This is a genomic window from Kitasatospora sp. NPDC023120, from assembly GCF_055560835.1.
In genome coordinates, this window is sequence record NZ_JBVHHY010000007.1 from 284,502 (window position 1) to 301,046 (window position 16,545).

Below are 16,545 nucleotides of genomic sequence, written 5' to 3' on the forward strand. Positions count from 1 at the left end.
GAATCCGTACGAACAGGAGAACTCCATGTCGCACGAGCTGTCGCAGCAGGCCTCGCACGAGCTGCCGCGCGAGTCCGTCACCGTCATCGGTCTCGGCGCGATGGGCACCGCACTGGCGGGCGCCTTCCTCTCCGCCGGCCACCCGACCACCGTCTGGAACCGTACGGCGGCCAAGGCGGAGCCGCTGGTCGCACGCGGAGCCGTCGCCGCCGCCTCGCCCGAGGCCGCGGTCACGGCCAATCAGCTGATCGTCGCCTGCGTGCTGGACTACGACACGCTCCGCTCCGTGCTGGCCGGTCAGGAGGCGGCGCTCGCCGGACGGACCCTGGTGAACCTCACCTCCGGCTCGCCCGAGCAGGCCCGGGAGCTGGCCGACTGGGCCGCCGGGATCGGCCTGGCCTACCTGGACGGCGCCATCATGATCACCCCGCCCGGCATCGGGGGCCCGGACGCCACGCTCCTCTACAGCGGCGCACCGGACGTCCTGACCCGCCACCGCGCGACGCTCGCCGCCCTGGGCGAGCCGGTGGAGCTCGGCCCGGACGCCGGGGTCGCCGGACTGTACGACACCGCGCTGCTCGGCCTGATGTGGTCCGCGCTGAGCGGCTGGCTGCACGGCGTCGCGCTGGTCGGCGCGGACGGCGTCCGGGCGGCCGACTTCACGCCGGTGGCCACCCGTTGGCTGTCCGGCGCGGTGGCCGGGTTCATCGACCGCTACGCGGCGCAGGCCGACGCCCGTACCTACCCGGGCGACGACGCCAGCCTGGACATCCACCTGGCCGCGATGGAGCACCTGCTGCACGCCAGCCGGGCACGCGGCGTCGACACCACGCTGCCGGAGGTCTTCGCCGGCCAGGCACGCCAGGCCATTGCCGCCGGCCACGGGGCCGACAGCTACGCGCGCCTGATCGAGGTGATCGAGAAGTGAGCGCTCCTTCCACCGCTCCGATGTCCGTCACCGCTCCGATGTCCACGACTGCACCGAGGTTCACTACCGCTCCGATGTCCGCTACCACTGCTGCTCCTGCCATTACCCTCCTCTCCCGGGCCGATTGGGCCGGGCTCGTGGTCGAGGCCGCCGCGACGACCACCGGTGTCCTCGAGCGGGCGGCCGATGCCGACTGGTCCCGTCACCCTGCCGGAAGCGAGTGGACCGCCCGGGCAACGCTGGACCACCTCGCGCTCGGCGTGCTCGGCTACGCGGGCCTGCTGACCGCTCGCCCGACCGACCGCTACATCACCCTGTTCGGATCACTGGACCCCGCCGCCCCGATTCCGCACTGCCTGGAGGGCCTGCGGATCGCGGGCAGCCTGCTCGCCGCCACCGTGCGGGACACTCCGTCGGAGGCCAGGGCCTGGCACCCCTGGGGCGATTCGGACGGTCCGGGGTTCGCGGCGATGGGCGTGGTCGAACTCCTGGTCCACGGCTGGGACCTGGCCCGCAGCTTCGGGCTCGGCTGGCAGCCGCCCGAGCACCTTGCGGGCCCGGCCGTGGCCCGGCTGTTCCCGGAGGCGCCGACCGGCTACGGCCACGCCGAAACCCTCCTTTGGTGCACCGGCCGAACCGCGCTTCCGGGCCGCCCGAGCCTCCCGGCCGGCGGATGGGCCTGGGACGGCCGGGTGCGCTGAGCCCTGGAAGGCCCCGGTCCCCAGTCCCCGGTCCCAGGCCCCCAGCTCCCAGCCCCGAGCCGTCGGAGGCGACCGGTTCGCCCGCCGTCCGGCACGGTGCCGACGGGCGCACCCGGCACCGACGGGCGAGGGCTGGGCGCCGACGGGCGAGGACATGGTGGCGGGCACGGCAGCCATGAGCGGACCTCCCTTCGGGCCACCCGGTGGCGGCCCCCGATGCCCCTCAGCCTTCCACTCCACCAGGGCTCCCGGCAGCTGCCGATCAGCACATTTCCGCAGCCTGCGGGCCCTCAGGAGGTGCCGATCGGCACCTCCTGAGGGCCCGCAGGCTGCGGCGCGTGACCCGACCGCGGCGCATGACCCGACCGCTGCGCATACCGATCCGGCCGCCGTACCGACCTCGCGCTGGTGGTCCTCGCGCCCCGCCGTCGCGGCCGCGGCACTCGTCGTCGGCCTCGCCGCCGGTCTGCTGACCGGGCGCCAACTCCCGGGCGCCGACCAGGCATCCGCTACCGGTCCGCAGCCGACACCGTCCCGGGCGCTGCCCACCGTCGTGGTCGTCCCGCCACCCGCACCGCTGCCCTGGCCGGCCGCCGGCTCCGGCTGCGATGCCCGCACCCACTGGGTCTACCAGTACGACCACGCCTACCAGGGCCAGGTCTACGCCCTGCTCGCACGCCCCGACGGCAAGCCCGCCACACCGCCGTCACCCTCACCTGGGGCGCCTGGCGCTGGCAGCACCCGGTGACGGCCCAGCCGGGCACGCCGATCCGGACCACCGGCGGCACCCTGCTCCTCTACACCAAACTCGACACCAGCCTGCGCGACCCCCTCGTCACCGTCGACACCCCCGACCCCGTCTGCGCCGCCTTCGGCACCGCCGGTCCCACCTCCGTCGCCCCCCTCGCCACCGTCGACGCCAACCAGGGCTGGACCGGCACCGAACCCACCGCCGACACCCCGGAGGGCCCCTCGACCGACCCCCGGTAGCCACGAACCGTCGAACGGTAGCCGCGAACCGTCGAACCCCTGCCCCGAATTCGCGCGAACGATCGACCCGGGCCCGACGACCCGCCGGTGCGGGACGGGCCCGTGGGGCGCGCGAGCCGTCCTGGTGACCTTCGGGGGCTGTGCGCCACCGGGCACCAACCCGCCGTCCGCCTTGGTGTCTACGTGGACAGCGATGGGGCGGGCGGCAAGGGCAAGTCCCGGGCCGTCACCTCTACGCCCCCTCGGGAGCGCACTTCACCAGCGTCGGGATGCGCTACATCGGCTGCTGAGGAACCGCATCCGACAGACCCGACGGACCCGACGGACCCGACGGACCGACGCAGCCTCAACAGCTCCCGAGCCGATCGAGGTAGTGCGCCAGGTACGGCGGGGTCAGCAGCCCCGGGAGCTCGGTGAGGGGGACCATGCGGACGGCCCGCCCCTCGCCGAGGACCAGGTCGGACTCCGGTCCGGCGTACGTCCCGTGGAGTGCGACGGTGGTCTCGTGGACGCTCGGGTGCCGCGGACCGGGGATGGCGCGCAGGCCGTCGACCCGGATGCCGGCTTCCTCCAGCACCTCCCGGGCGGCGGCCTCGTACGCGGTCTCCCGGCCCTCGCGCAGGCCGCCGATCGGGGCCCAGCACCCGGGGTGGGCGATGCCGGGCTTGTCGTCGCGCAGGTTCATCAGCAGGCGCTCGCCGTCCGGGCTGGTCACGAACGCCACGATGCCCTCGAAGTCCCGGGCGACGCCGTGCCGGTCGACGGCGTCCGTCCCCGGCCGCTCGCCGTAGAGGGTGAGGCCGGCGCGGCGGGCGCGGTCGACCAGCAGCAGCCGGCGGTAGTCGGCCGGCCGCATCACGGCGTGCCAGTCGTGCAGGCGCCGGACGGACCACTCGGTGTGCTCGTGGGAGAGCCGGATCCGGCGCAGCTGCTCGTCGCTGAGCCGTCCGCCCCAGAAGATGTGGCCGACCTGGTGCAGCGGCCAGTGGGCGCCGGGGGAGAAGTGCACCACGGCGAGCAGCTGTTGGCGGGCGACGACCTCGGGGTTCTCGGCCGCGAGGTCCAGGCCCAGCTCCTCCTCGGCCTCGCGCAGTGCGGTGTCCCACGGGGTCTCGTCCGGGTCGGTGTCGCCGCCGGCGAACTGCCAGCGGTCCGGGTCGGCGGCGTTGCGCAGGCACAGTCCGCGCCCGGCCGAGTCGGTGAAGTAGAAGGCTCCGTACAGGTTCGACAGGGCGATGTCCCGGACGTACCGGCTGACCGGACGCCAGCCAGGCACCGCCCGGCGCCGCCGCAGGAAGTCGAGCACCTCGCGGTAGCCGTCGCTGGTCGGCGGCGGGTCGTCGAGGTCCGCCCACACGTACCGGTCGTGCTCGGTGAGCGTCACCGGGGTGCCGTCGGGCACGGTGGCGGTGAAGACGAACTGGCGGAACCCGCGGCCCTCGGCGTCGACGAAGTCCAGCGCCCGCAGGTAGTCGACGTCCTCGGCGGCCGCCGCGATGCCGGACTCCTCGAACAGCTCGCGCAGCGCCCCCGCCCGTACGCCCTCCCCGGGTTCCAGGCTGCCCGCGGGGTAGTCCCAGAGCCCGGGAAGCGCGTCGTCCTCGCGGCGGCGCAGCATCAGCACCCGGCCGGAGGCGTCGAGGACGACCACCCCGGCGGCGAGCCGGTCGAAGCCCAGGGCGAGCGCGTTCCGGGCCAGGAGGTCGTAGTCGATCACGGCGGTGCCGCCTTTCGTCGGTCCGGTCCGGCCGGTGCCTCGGTCGGGTCCAGCCGGTGCCCTACCCACCTCGCCGCGGGACGCAACGGATCATCACGACGCGACGTCGGCTGAGGTCGGTCCCACCAGAACGACCAGCACTTCTCGAGGAGGAGCTCCTGCGCGTAGTCGGTCAGGCTCTCGGTGCCCTGGAAGACGTCGTCCGGGCAGAACGCGACGTGCTCGGCGGCGATCGCCAGCGCCTCGTCCAGGTCGGCGGGCTGCACCGTGGCGCTCAACCGCAGGCCGGCGGGGCCGACTTCGACGACCCGGGCGCCGAACGGCTCCGGCCTCTCGTGGTACCTCGCGGCCTCCTCCGGGTTGTCCGGGCGGGCCACGGCGGGAGTTCCACCAGCCGCGCAGCAGGGCGGCGGGGTCGTGGGAGTCGGGCGGGGAGGCCCGGGCCGGGCAGAGCCCGCCGGTGGCCCAGGGACGGAACTCCGGGTCGTCGGCCCGGCGCGTCAGCAGTAGCGGCCACAGCCCGACCGCGGGTACTCCCGCTGCAGCTGCTCCCACAGCCCGCTGGCGGCAGTGCCGGTGGAGACCCGACACCGATAGTCGGGAGATCCTATTCGATGACTTGTCAAATCCCTTGCAGAGACCTTGTGTTGGCGATTTCCCCGTTGCTAGCTTCGGCCTGTGACCTCGCCCTACCGGTCCATTCTCGCGGAATTCCTGACCCGATCCGACCAGGCTGCCGGATGGCGCGTCCACCACGTCGAGCCGTGGTGGATGGTGACCCCGCCGGCCCACCAACCGCGCCGGCAGGGCTGGAAGCTCCACGTGTCGGCGACCCTGGCCTCCGCGCCCCAGGTGCTGGATCGCGCCGGTCGGGTGCTCGTCGCGCACGGCTGCGCCTTCAAGTTCGCCTCCGGGCCGCGGGTCACGGCCGAGCTGACCGCCACCCGTGCGGCCCGGGCGCAGTCCGGCAAGTTCCTCACCGCCTACCCCGCCGATGACGACCAACTCCGGATCATGGCAGAGGAGTTGCACGAGGCGACGGCAGGCCTGCCGGGCCCTGCCATCCTCTCCGACCGCCGCTACCGGCCGGACAGCGCGGTGCACTACCGCTACGGCTGCTTCGCCCGCTCCCGGGTGCTCAACGACGAGGGGTTCTACGAGGGCCGGCTGGTGGCGCCGGACGGCAGCCTCGGCACGGACGAGCGCAACCCCTGGTTCTCGCCGCCGCCCTGGGCCGAGGACCCGTTCCCCCGGCCGGAACCGGCGTCGACGTCGGTGAGGTCGCGCCGGCCGAAACCGGCGTCGACGTCGGCGAGGTCGCACCGCCGTCGGGGCGGGCCGGTCCTGCTGGCCGGGCGCTACCTGGTCAAGGAGGCGGTCCGGCACTCCAACCGCGGCGGCGTCTACCGCGCCGAGGACACCCGCAGCAGCGAGACCGTCCTGCTCAAGGAGGCCCGGCCGCACGTCGGCGCCGACCCGCAGGGCCGGGACGCCCGCGACCGGCTGCGCTACGAGGCGCAGGTCCTGGAGGACCTCGCGTCCCGGGGCATCGCCCCCCGGGTGCGGGAGGTGTTCGAGAGTGGTGGCCACCTCTTCCTGGTCGAGGACCTGGTCCCGGGCCGCAACCTGCAGCAGTGGACCGCCGAGCACCTGGAGCGGGGCGACGGGCAGGTACCCGTCCCGGCGGCGCTCGGGCTCGCCCGGGCACTGGTCGGGCTGGTCGGTGAGGTGCACGCGGCCGGACTCGTCCTACGCGACCTCAAGCCCGGAAACGTCATCGTGTCCCCGGACGAACGGCCGGTCCTGGTCGACCTGGAGCTCGCCGTCCGGTTCGGCTCCCACGCCCACCCGGCGGGGACCCGCGGCTTCACCGACCCCGCGTACCTCGACCGGGCGTACCTCGACCGGGCGTACCTCGATCCCGCGTACCTCGACCCCGCGTACCCCGATCCCGCGCTCGGACGGGACGACGGCGAAGGCCCCCCGCGCGGCCCGGCGCCCGCGCCCGGCCCCGAGGCGGACTGCTTCAGCCTCGGCGCCACCCTGCTGCACGTCACCGGCGGCATCAGCCCCGTACTCGCCGACGACGGCGTACCTGCCCGGCCGTCCGGCGAACGGCTCGCCGCCCTGGTCGCCGCCGCCCCGGACCTGCCCGCGCTGCGCGCCCTCGCGCCCCTGGTCACCGGACTCACGGCGGAGGCGCCGCAGCGCTGGACGCTGCGGCGGGCGGAGGCGTACCTGCGCACCTGGCCGGACCCGGTCGGCCGGGTGCACCTGCCCGAAACGCCCACAGCCGAGCGGTTGATCGAGGACGGCCTCGCCCACCTCGCCGCCACCATGGACCCCGCCGCCGAGTACCTCTGGCCCGCCCCGCGCTCCCTGCCGGACGGCGACCCCTGCAACGTGCAGCTTGGTGCGGCCGGGGTGCTCGCGGTGCTCGCCCGGGCCGTCCGCTGCGGGCACGAGGCCGCCCGGCCCGCGCTGCGCAGGGCCGCCGACTGGCTGGACGAGCGGCTTACCGAGCCCGGCCGGATCCTGCCCGGCCTCCACTTCGGCCGCTCCGGCACCGCCTGGGCCCTGCACGACGCGGCAACCACCCTGGAAGACCACCGACTCACCGACCGGGCCCACGCCTACGCCCTGCGCATCCCGCTCGCCTCGCGCAGCGCCGACGTGTGCCACGGCCTGGCCGGTGCCGGGCTCGCCCAGCTCCACCTGTGGCGCCGCACCGGAGACCGGCGCTTCGCCGACCGGGCCCGGGAGTGCGCCGACGGGCTGCTGCACCTGCTGAAGTCCGGAGAAGGCGTGGACTGGCCGCTCGGCCCCGAGCGCCGTGCCGAGTTGGCCGGCTCCAGCCACTACGGCTTCGCCCACGGCGTCGCGGGCAACGCGGCCTTCCTGCTGGCCGCCGGCCGCGAACTGCGCAGGCCCGAGCTGACCGACATCGCGCTCGGCGGCGGCGAGGCCCTGTGCGCGCTCACCGACTGGCGCGAGGACGACCGGCGCGAGGGTGACGGGTACGACGGGGATCGGCGCGGCGGGGACCGGTTCGACGGGGACCGGCACGACGGTGACGGGTACGGCGAGGGCGCCGCGTACTGGCCCAAGGGTCCCGGACGCGCCGACCGCCGGGGCCTGAACTACTGGTGCCACGGCTCCTCGGGCATCGGCACGTTCCTGCTCAGGCTGTGGCAGGAGACCGGCGATCCGCGCCACCTCGCCCATGCCGAGGGCGCCGCGCGCGCCGTGCACCGCGACCGCCACCGCCTGGGGCCCGGCACCTGCCACGGGCTCGCGGGCAACGCCGAACTGCTCCTCGACCTGTACGCCGCCACCGGCGACGACCGCCACCTGGCCCGGACCGACGACCTGGTCCGCGCCATCGCCCTGCGGGCCGCGCGCCGCGACGGCCGGTACCTGGTGCCCGACGACACCCTGCGCGAGGTCACCGCCGCCTACAACGTGGGCTACGGCGGCGTGCTCGACCTCCTGCTCCGCCGCCGCCACGGCGGCCCCCGATCGTGGCTGGTCGACCGACCGGCCGCGGACCCGCACCACCACCAACCGAACCCCGGAAAGGAGGACTGACGATGGAGAGCACCGTTCTGGAGCTGCAGGAGCTGCCCGAGACCGAGGAGCAGCCGCTGGAGCCGATGATGTGCTGCGACACCGGTCACCACAGCTACGAGTGGACCGACCTCTGTCTGAGCCCGGTCGACTGACGGTCGACCCCCGGGGTGCTGTGAGGTCGGCTGCGGCTTCTCACAGCACCCGCCACACGGAACGGGACCGATGAGCGGTGACACCCCCTGGACCGTCCTGCTGGACGGCGACGGTCCCACGGCGCAAGCGGCCCGGCGCCTGGTCGACACCATCGCCGGCAGGCCGCGCGCGGCGCCCCGGGCGGTCCGGCCCGACCTCGGGGCCGGCGGCGCGGGCCTCGCCCTCGCCTACCACCAGCTCGACCTCTGCCGCCCCGGTGAAGGCTGGCACACGATGGCCGTCGGCCACCTGGAGGCGGCCGCCCGGGGCGCGGAACGGACGCGGCTACGGGCCGCGGGACTGCTCGGAGGCCTCGGCGGGCTCGCCTTCGCCGCGGGTCGGCTGGGGCGCCCGGACCTGTTCGGACCGGACTTGTTCGGACCGGGCCCGTTCGGACCGGACCACCGCGACCCCGCCCGGCCAGGCCTCGACCCCCGTGGCCTCGACCCCCGCGACCTCGACCTGAGCTCCGGGCTGACCGGGCGCGGCGCCGTCCTCTTCGACCGCGTGGAAGACCCGGGCGCCGCAGTCCGGTTGGAGGCGGTCCTGACCGCACTCGGCCGCCGGGTGACCGCGTTCCCGGGCGAATCGCCGGGGATGGCGCACGGTCCGGCCGGTCCGCTGGCCCTGTTCGCGCTGGCGCTGTCGGCGGGCATCGAGGTGCCGGGCCAGGTCGCGGCGCTGCACCGGGCCGTGGAGCGGCTCCTGGCGCACCGTCGGGACGACGAGTGGGGCCCGGACTGGGGCCTGCACCGGGACCCGGAGCGCGGCCCGGCCTCGGGAGCCGACCCGCAGCCGCTACCCGCCTCCTGGTGCCACGGCAGCCCGGGCATCGCCCGCGCGCTCTGGCTGGCCGGCACCGCCCTCGGCGACGCGCCGTTGTGCGACCTCGCCCGCGAGACCCTGCTGGCCGCACTGCGCCGCCCACCCGGGGAGCGCGGGAGCGACCGGCGACCGGGCCTCTGCCACGGCCTGGCCGGCCTGCTGCTGATCACCCTCCGCTTCGCCCGGGACACCGGGGACCCGGTCCTCCGGTCGGCGGCCCGCGACCTGGCCGGCCGTCTGATCGACGGTTGGGGCGACCGGTACGGATCCGGCGGCCCGCTCGACCCCGGCTTCCTCGACGGCGCCGCCGGCGTACTGCTCGCCCTGCTGGCCGCGACGACGCCCGTGCCGCCGGGGTGGGACCGGGCCCTGCTGCTCTCCTGACGGGCGACCGACTGACCGGGCGACCGGGCGAGTGACCGGCGACCGGGCGAGCAGCAGGGTCCGTCAGAGCCGCTCGGGCACCGGGTTGCCGACGGCCTCGATGGCGCGGCGGACCGGGACCTTCACCAGCACCGCGAAGCCGATCACGAAGAAGACCAGCAGCGAGATGATCGCCGAGCGGTAGCTGCCGGTGATCTGGTACGCGAGGCCGAACACCAGCGGGCCCATCCAGCTGGTGCCGCGGTCGCTGACCTTGTAGACGCTGAAGTACTCCGCCTCCCGGCCCGCCGGGATGAGGTGGGAGAACAGCGAGCGGGAGAGTGCCTGGCTGCCGCCGAGCACAAGGCCGATCATGCAGGCCAGGGCGTAGAACCAGACCGGCTGGTGGGCGGGCATGAAGTACCCGAGGGCGAGGGTGATCACCCAGCCGACCAGGGAGCCCAGGATGGTCCGCTTGGCGCCGTGGCGCTGGGCGATCCGGCCGAGCAGCAAGGCGCCGCCGATGGCCACCACCTGGACCAGGAGCACGGCGGTGACCAGCGAGGTCTGCTCCATGCCGAGTTCCTCGCTGCCGTAGAGCGAGGCCTGGGAGACGACGGTCTGGATGCCGTCGTTGTAGCAGAGGAAGGCGCCGAGGTAGAGCAGCGTGAGCGGGTGCTTGCGCATGCCCTTCAGAGTCCGGCCGAGTTCGCGCAGGCTGCCCGCGGCGGGCGCACCGGCCTCGGCCGCGGCGGGGGTGGGTGCCGCGCCGGCCCGGGAGGGCAGCCGCAGCATCGGGACGAGGGTGAACAGCGCCCACCACAGGCCCGCCGAGGCGAGGCAGATCCGCACGGCGGTGCCGGAGTCCAGGCCGAGCGCGTCGTGGCCCTGGAACAGCGCCAGGTTGGCGATCAGCAGCAGTCCGCCGCCCGCGTAGCCGTACGCCCAGCCCTTGGAGGAGACGGCGTCGCGCTCGTCGGGGGTGGCCAGGCCCGGGAGGTAGGCGTAGGAGAGCGCGACCGACACCGCGTACGCGATGTTGGCGACCACCAGCAGCCCGCCGCCGAGCAAGTAGCGGTCGCCGCCGAGGAAGAACATCCCCATGGTGGCGAGCGCGCCCACGTACGCGAAGCCGCACATCAGCTCCTTGTGCCGCCCGGTGCGGTCGGCGACCGTGCCGGTCAGCAGCATCGCCGCGACCGAGAGCAGTACGGAGAAGGAGACCGTGTACGGGAAGTACGACCCCGCACGGATCGACAGGCCGAGCGGGTGCACGTCGCCGGCCGCGTCGGCGGCGTTCTTCGCCACCGAGGTGAGGTACGGCCCGAGGAACACCGTCAGGACGGTGGCGGAGAAGGCGGCGTTCGCCCAGTCGTTGATGTACCAGCCGAACTGCATCCGGCGCAGGGCGCGGGCGTCGTCGGCGGCCGCCGGGTCGGTCGGCGGATCGTCCCGCAGGTGCGTCGCGGAGTTCGTGGTGCTCATTCGGTCCCCATCACCGTGCTGGAGCCGGTACTGCCGTCCCTCCAGCAGCCGCGCTCGCCGAGGACGTCCCGCAGGACGTCGATGCGATCGGCCATGATGCCATCCACACCGAGGTCGAGGAGAGCCCTGATCCGTGTGGGATCGTCCACAGTCCAGACGTGGACCTGCAGGCCGAGGCGGTGCGCGGCCCGGACGAAGGCCCGGTCGACCACCCGTACGCCCCGGTGCCGCTCCGGCACCTGCGCGCAGACCCCGGCGAACGGTGCCCCGCGCCCCCGCAGCAGCGGCCCGGCCAGCGAGCGCAGCCGCAGCCGGGCCACCTCGCGCGGGCCGAGCGAGGTGGCCAGCCGCGGGCCGGCGGCGGCCCGGACGGCGGCCAGCCGGCTGTCGGAGAAGCCGCCGACGCAGACCCGGTCCCAGGCGCCGGTCCGGCGTATCGCCTCGACCAGCGGCTCGACGGCCGGCGCCGCCTTCACGTCGATGTTGAAACGGGCCTCGGGGAACGCCCCGAGCAGGTCCTCCAGCAGCGGCACCGGCTCGCTCCCGCCGATCCGGGCCTGTCTGACGCTCTCCCAGGGAAGCTCCGCCACCGCCCCCGTGCGGTCGGTGACCCGGTCGAGCCGCGAGTCGTGGAACGCCACCAGCACGCCGTCCCGGGTGGCGTGCACATCCGTCTCCAGGTACCGGTACCCGAGCGCGACGGCGGCCTCGAAGGCCTTGAGCGAGTTCTCGGGGTGCCCGAGGTCGCCGCCGCGGTGCGCGAAGGCCAGCGGCCCCGGATGGTCGAGGAAGACGTGCATGGTGCGCTCCGAGCTACTGGAAGAGGAACCCGCGCAGCCCGCTCCACCGCCGTCCCGGACAGCGCGCGTTACAGTATTACGCACTCTGTCAAGCAGTAATGCCGGTGCGCAGCCAATGCGGGCCCGTGGTCCAGCCGAGGAGCAGGCGGCCGGTGCCCGCGTCGGCCGGCTCGCCGGCGGCGGCCTGGCGCAGGCCGGCGAGGACGGGGGCGAGGCGGGCCCCGACGTGGGCGGGGTTGCGGGCGGCCTCCTCGGCGAGGGCGGCGATCGCCCGGCCCTGCGCGGCGGGGTCGCACAGGGAGAGGTGGAAGACCGTCTGGCGCCACGCGTAGGCCGCGTCCTTGATCGTGGACAGCCGGTGCGGGTCGGCCTGGATGCGGGCCGTCACGCGGCAGACCGTGGTGAAGCTGCGGCGGGCGAGGTCCGCCCAGCCCGGGCGGGGGTCGATGCCGGCGTGGGCGACCAGGGTGGCGAGGTTGTGGGTGGTGAGGATCTGGGCCTGCTCGATGGTCTTGCCGTTGGCGGCGACGGACCAGCCGCCGCCCGCGTCGGCGCGCAGGGCGCAGAGCTTCGCGAACTCTTCGGAGCCGCGCGGGCGGTGGCCCCCCGCCGGGGTCGTCGCCGCCTTCGCCGCCTCGGCCTGCGCGAGGTCGCGGACGGCCGCGTAGTCGATGCCGTAGTAGCGCTCGTACAGCGTGCCGCCGAGCAGGTCGGCGGCAGTCCGGGCCGCCTCGAGGTACTTCGGGGTGAAGGTGCCCATGAAGATGTCCGCCGCCAGTTCCTCGACGAACGGGGCGTCGATCCCCGCCTGGCGGGCGAGGACGGCGAGCTCGCGCACCAGCGGGTTCGGCAGGAGGGTGCCCGGGAACGCCTGGACGGCGAGTTCGCCGAGCCGGCGCAGCGCGATGCGCGCGGGCCCGCGGCCGTCCTCGACGGCTCGGTGGGCGGCCACCGCCCGTACCCAGGGCAGTTCCTCGGCCCGCACCTGTGCGGCGAGGTTCAGCAGGAGGAGCGAGCGGCGGTTGCGGAAGGCCCGGTAGTTGGCGGCGGCGAGGGTGCGCAGCGCCGGGTCCGGGTAGGACTCGGCGCCGGTGGCGGCGACCAGCTGCGGGACCAGCTCGGCGAGGACCTCGGCCGAGGGCACGACGCCACGCTCCACGAGGGTGTCGATCGGGGCGCTCAGGGTGGCCTCGACGACCTGGCGCACCGCGGCGGGCACCGGAGTGCCCGCCGGCAGCCCGGTCTCCGCGGCCTCTTCGGCCGAGACGTCGGCGACCAGTGGTTCCACCGCCACCGCGCCGGTGTCCTGGGGGAGCGGCGCGAGCCGGCCCAGCACGAGCTGGGCGAGGTCGTGGTGGGAGGGCAGGGCCGCTTGGACGGCCTGGCGGGTGCGCAGCCCGGTGAGCCGGTCGGAGCCGGGCAGGCCGCGCCGACGCACCATCGACTCCACCGCGTGGCGCAGCAGTCCGAGGCGGCGCGCGTCCAGCGGCCGGCCGGCGACGGTCTCCTCCAGGGCGCCGCGCAGGATGCCCGGGTTCTCCTTCGGGTTGCGGTGCTTGGTGCAGCGGGTGTGGGCGGCGGCGAGTTCCTCGTAGCGGCGCAGGAGCTGCGCACCGCGCTGCGTCCAGGTGGTGTCAGGCACGTCGGACAGGACCCGTCCGGTGTCGTCGGCGGTCTCCAGCCAGTGGGCGAGCAGCCGGTCGGCGAACGGCTGCCAGACGGTGAGCGCCTCGCGCTGCGCCTCCACGGCGGCGTTCGGCTGCCGGAGTACGAGCGAGGTGACGGCGTCGCCGACGGTGCGCCGGTGCAGCGCCTCCGGGTCCGGTGCGGGCAGGTCGGAGGGGCGCGGAGTGAAGCGCAGCCGGTCGGCGAACGGTTCGAGGGTGTCGACGAGGTCGAGCGCGGCGGCCGTGTCCCCGGCCCGGACCAGCCAGGCCACCGTCAGCAGCGCCGCCTCCTCGGGCACGGCGACCTCGTAGCGGCCGGTGTCGAGCAGGCCGTGCAGCCGGGCCAGGCCCGGCTCGGTGAGGAAGTACGCGAACAGGGCGGCGCGTTCGGCCGGCACCCCGGCGAGGGCCGCGGCCTCGCGCTCGTACGGCTGCAGCGGTCCCCCGGCGCTCGCGGCGGAGGTGGCGAAGCCGCCGCGGACGACCTCGGGCGTCACCCAGGCGGGCAGCCCGGCGACCGGGGTGCGCGAGCCGACGGTCAGCCGGCCGTCGCCCAGCCCGGCGAGCACGGCGCGCCAGCGGTCGGCGCGGTCCGCGGCGCGCTGCCGGGTCCCGGCGTCGGGGTGGGAGAGGGAGGTGAGGAACGCCCGGGCCAGCCGGTGCTGCGGGTGGTGCGCGGATGCCGCGGCCGGGGCGGGGAGCTGCTGGTCAGCGTCATCGTCCATAAGCCGACGCGGCAGGTTCCGCCCCTGCGCCCTCCGGGTCCAGAGCCCGGTGCTCTACTGCTGAGCTACACGTCGATGGGCGCGAGCGTAGACCTCCGACCTGCGGTCGGACAAGCCGGTTTCCTGCTCGTCGGAGTGGCTCAGGACAGCATGGCGATCCGGTACTGCATGATCCGGTAGTTCTGCGGGTCGTACCACTGGCTGACGATGCCGCAGGGCGGTGACCGGCCGTGCGGAGGCGTCGAGCAGGAGGTCGCGCAGGGCGGTGGCGGTGTCGGAGGGCTCGGCGGGGGTGAGGACGACCTGGTCGGCGGTGGTGGAGGGGCCGGTGAGGGGGATGACGCGCAGGCCGGGCGGCTGGTGGTCGAGTGCGGACTCGACGGTGATGCCGATGCCCGTTCCGGCGGCGACGTGGGCGGCGATGGCGTGCACGCTGTCGGCGGTCCTGATGATGCGCAGGTCGGCTCCGCCGATGCGGAAGGCGGACAGCAGGCGGTCGCACAGGCCGCTGTTGATCTGGTGGGGCCAGGTGAGCAGGCCGGTGGTGGACAGTTCGGACGCGCTGAGCTCGGCGCGCCCGGCGAGGGGGTGGGTCGCGGGTACGAGCGCCATGAACCGCTCGGTGGACAGCACCCTCGCGCGGACGCCGGTGACGTCGCCGGTCGCCCAGCCGATGCCCAGCCCGATGGCCTCCGCCCGCAGCGCGGTGACCTGGGCGGTGGTCGGCATGGCCTCCGGCACGATCGTCACATCGGGGAAGCGGTCGCGCAGTTGGGGCAGGCAGCGCAGCAGCAGCTGGTGGCCGGTGTATTCGGCGTGGCCGACGACGAGGGTGGTGCGGGTCCGGCCGCCGGCGGCGAGGGAGCGCCCGCGCTGCTGGAAACGGCGCAGCTGGGCGAGGGCGGCGTGGGCGTCGGGCAGCAGCGCCTCGCCGAGGTCGGTCAGCGACACCCGGCGGCTGGTGCGGTGGAACAGCCGCCCGCCCAGGGTGTTCTCCAGCCGTCTGACGGCTTCGCTGACGGTGGGCTGCCCGCGGTGGAGGCGGGCGGCGGCGCGCCCGAAGTGGAGTTCCTCGGCGACGGCGACGAATGCTTCCAGTTCGATCCTGTCCACCGGAGGAGCTTAGGGCCTGTCCGACGCGCGATCGATCGGTGCGGCCGATCGCTGCGTGCCGGAGTTCGGCGTTGATGCCCTTCCGGCCGCGCGGTGTGATGGGTGGGCGAGCCGGGGACCCCCGGCTCTCCCCACGATTGGAAGTAGTGAACAGTCATGGCAGTCAAGGACGTTGACCGTGAGCAGGGCGTGCCGGCGGTCACGGTGACGGTGGTCTACCACTCGGTGCACGGGCACACCCGGGTGCTGGCCGAGCACCTCGCCGACGGGGCGCGGCTGGTGCCCGGTGCCCGGGTGCACCTCGCCGAGATCCGGCCCGAGGACGTCGTCGCGGGCCGGTGGCACGATGCGGAGGTGCTGGCGTTGCTCGAGCGCTCCGACGCGATCGTCCTCGGCTGTCCGACCCTGATGGGGAGCGTGTCGGCGGTGTTCAAGGCGTTCATGGAGGCGGCGTTCACGCCGTTCGTCACGCAGGCGTGGAAGGACAAGCTGGCCGGCGGGTTCACCATGTCCGCCTCGCAGAGCGGCGACAAGCTGGCGGTCCTGGAGCAGTTGGCGGTCTTCGCCGCGCAGTTGGGCATGCAGTGGATCGGCGTGGGCGACATGCCGGGCAACAACTGGAGCGGCGGCTCCCGCGACGACCTGAACCGGCTGGGCTCGTGGCTGGGGCTGATGAGTCAGAGCCACGCCGACCAGGGGCCGGAGCAGGCCGGATCGCGCGGGGACCTGATCACCGCGCAGCGGTACGGCGAGCGGATCGCCCGGCTGGCCCAGCGCTGGGTCAACGCGCTGCCGTACGAGACCCCCCGCATGACCGAGCACGAGGCCCGCGCCCTGTCGGCGTCCCTTCGGGAGGCGTCCCTTCGGGAGGCGTCCCCCCGGGAGACGCCCGTCCGGGAGACGTCCGACGTCTGAGCCCGGCCCCGCGTGCCCTACGCCTCCGGGCAGTCGTGCAGGAGCTCGGTGAAGGCCTCGCGCACGGCGTCGAAGGGGAGGATCCGCAGCGCCGTGCGGTGGTCCGCCGTGCTGATCACGTAGTGCTCGGGGACGAGGGAGAAGTCGTCCCAGGCCTCCCAGGCGTGGGCGCGCAGGAGGACCCGGCCGCAGCGGTTGCAGCCCATCCACGGCACCAGCACCAGGCCGGCGAGCTCCGGCTCGCTCAGGCCCGTCACCACCTCGTCCTCGTCGCCGTCCCCGTCGAGCAGCCGCACCGGGGCGGGGACGCCGTCGCCCAGGCAGCGCACGATGCCGGGCGTGAGCTGCTCGCGCACGCCCCACTGCTCGGCGAGCACGGAGATCTGCGCCCGGTCCGCCCCACTGACCGGTACCTGGCGGGCGAGCAGGCCCTCGACCAGCAGGCCGAGCCCGGATTCCTGCTCCCCGATGTCCCAGCAGTCCTTGACCTCCTTCGAGGCGGGCTCCGGCAGGAGATCGGCGATCCGGTACCAGAGGGAGGTGTCTTCGTCCAT

Annotated in this window: 15 protein-coding genes and 1 tRNA gene; 8 read left to right on the forward strand and 8 right to left on the reverse strand. The window is 74.8% G+C overall.

The genetic code is table 11. The features are described 5' to 3' along the window. The first annotated feature begins 25 nt into the window (after positions 1-25). The 4 genes from ACZ3TI_RS13245 (at position 26) to ACZ3TI_RS13260 (ending at position 2,619) form a co-directional block, all read left to right on the forward strand. Positions 26-928: an NAD(P)-dependent oxidoreductase gene (locus ACZ3TI_RS13245; protein WP_465726305.1), complete on the forward strand. Its 903-nt coding sequence runs from the start codon at positions 26-28 to the stop codon at positions 926-928. Between the two features lie 74 nt (positions 929-1,002). Then, positions 1,003-1,629: a maleylpyruvate isomerase N-terminal domain-containing protein gene (locus tag ACZ3TI_RS13250; RefSeq protein WP_465726306.1), complete on the forward strand. Its 627-nt coding sequence runs from the start codon at positions 1,003-1,005 to the stop codon at positions 1,627-1,629. 553 nt (positions 1,630-2,182) lie between these two features. Beyond that, positions 2,183-2,377, forward strand: a complete 195-nt coding sequence (locus tag ACZ3TI_RS13255) for a hypothetical protein (RefSeq protein WP_465726307.1) — start codon at positions 2,183-2,185, stop codon at positions 2,375-2,377. Further along, a complete protein-coding gene (locus tag ACZ3TI_RS13260) occupies positions 2,374-2,619 on the forward strand; it encodes a hypothetical protein (RefSeq protein ID WP_465726308.1) in 246 nt (81 codons plus the stop codon). The genes ACZ3TI_RS13255 and ACZ3TI_RS13260 overlap by 4 nt, the downstream gene beginning before the upstream one ends. A gap of 346 nt (positions 2,620-2,965) precedes the next feature. On the opposite strand, the gene ACZ3TI_RS13265 is transcribed toward ACZ3TI_RS13260, so the two are convergent. Both ACZ3TI_RS13265 and ACZ3TI_RS13270 read right to left on the reverse strand, forming a co-directional pair. Further along, positions 2,966-4,336 carry an NUDIX hydrolase gene (locus ACZ3TI_RS13265; protein WP_465726309.1) on the reverse strand — a complete coding sequence of 457 codons (1,371 nt, stop codon included), beginning with the start codon at positions 4,334-4,336 and terminating at the stop codon, positions 2,966-2,968. Further along, the gene (locus tag ACZ3TI_RS13270; RefSeq protein ID WP_465726310.1) at positions 4,333-4,713 is read right to left on the reverse strand and encodes a DUF4253 domain-containing protein; all 381 of its coding nucleotides are present in this window, start codon (positions 4,711-4,713) and stop codon (positions 4,333-4,335) included. The genes ACZ3TI_RS13265 and ACZ3TI_RS13270 overlap by 4 nt, the downstream gene beginning before the upstream one ends. A gap of 394 nt (positions 4,714-5,107) precedes the next feature. Here ACZ3TI_RS13270 and lanL point away from each other — a divergent pair, with 394 nt between their 5' ends. From lanL to ACZ3TI_RS13285, 3 genes are all read left to right on the forward strand, one after another. Further along, positions 5,108-7,924 carry a class IV lanthionine synthetase LanL gene (lanL, locus tag ACZ3TI_RS13275; RefSeq protein ID WP_465726311.1) on the forward strand — a complete coding sequence of 939 codons (2,817 nt, stop codon included), beginning with the start codon at positions 5,108-5,110 and terminating at the stop codon, positions 7,922-7,924. A gap of 2 nt (positions 7,925-7,926) precedes the next feature. Beyond that, positions 7,927-8,058, forward strand: coding sequence for a hypothetical protein (locus ACZ3TI_RS13280; protein WP_268256620.1), 132 nt, complete (start codon positions 7,927-7,929; stop codon positions 8,056-8,058). Positions 8,059-8,128: 70 nt separating this feature from the next. Further along, the gene (locus tag ACZ3TI_RS13285; protein ID WP_465726312.1) at positions 8,129-9,307 is read left to right on the forward strand and encodes a lanthionine synthetase LanC family protein; all 1,179 of its coding nucleotides are present in this window, start codon (positions 8,129-8,131) and stop codon (positions 9,305-9,307) included. Between the two features lie 63 nt (positions 9,308-9,370). Here ACZ3TI_RS13285 and ACZ3TI_RS13290 read toward each other — a convergent pair whose 3' ends face one another. From ACZ3TI_RS13290 to ACZ3TI_RS13310, 5 genes are all read right to left on the reverse strand, one after another. Further along, entirely contained in the window at positions 9,371-10,771 is a 1,401-nt protein-coding gene (locus ACZ3TI_RS13290; RefSeq protein WP_465726313.1) for an MFS transporter, read from the reverse strand. Continuing rightward, positions 10,768-11,571, reverse strand: coding sequence for a glycerophosphodiester phosphodiesterase (locus ACZ3TI_RS13295; protein ID WP_465726314.1), 804 nt, complete (start codon positions 11,569-11,571; stop codon positions 10,768-10,770). The genes ACZ3TI_RS13290 and ACZ3TI_RS13295 overlap by 4 nt, the downstream gene beginning before the upstream one ends. 88 nt (positions 11,572-11,659) lie before the next feature. After that, a complete protein-coding gene (locus tag ACZ3TI_RS13300) occupies positions 11,660-13,963 on the reverse strand; it encodes a hypothetical protein (protein WP_465726315.1) in 2,304 nt (767 codons plus the stop codon). Between the two features lie 3 nt (positions 13,964-13,966). Continuing rightward, positions 13,967-14,038, reverse strand: a tRNA-Gln gene (locus ACZ3TI_RS13305). Continuing rightward, a complete protein-coding gene (locus ACZ3TI_RS13310; protein WP_465726316.1) occupies positions 14,018-15,076 on the reverse strand; it encodes a LysR family transcriptional regulator in 1,059 nt (352 codons plus the stop codon). Before ACZ3TI_RS13310 ends, ACZ3TI_RS13305 begins: the two co-directional genes overlap by 21 nt. A 156-nt stretch (positions 15,077-15,232) precedes the next feature. On the opposite strand from ACZ3TI_RS13310, the gene ACZ3TI_RS13315 reads away from it, so the two are divergent. Then, complete coding sequence (locus ACZ3TI_RS13315) at positions 15,233-15,991, forward strand: flavodoxin family protein (protein ID WP_465726317.1); 759 nt, start codon at positions 15,233-15,235, stop codon at positions 15,989-15,991. Between the two features lie 17 nt (positions 15,992-16,008). On the opposite strand, the gene ACZ3TI_RS13320 is transcribed toward ACZ3TI_RS13315, so the two are convergent. Beyond that, positions 16,009-16,545, reverse strand: a complete 537-nt coding sequence (locus ACZ3TI_RS13320) for a hypothetical protein (protein WP_465726318.1) — start codon at positions 16,543-16,545, stop codon at positions 16,009-16,011.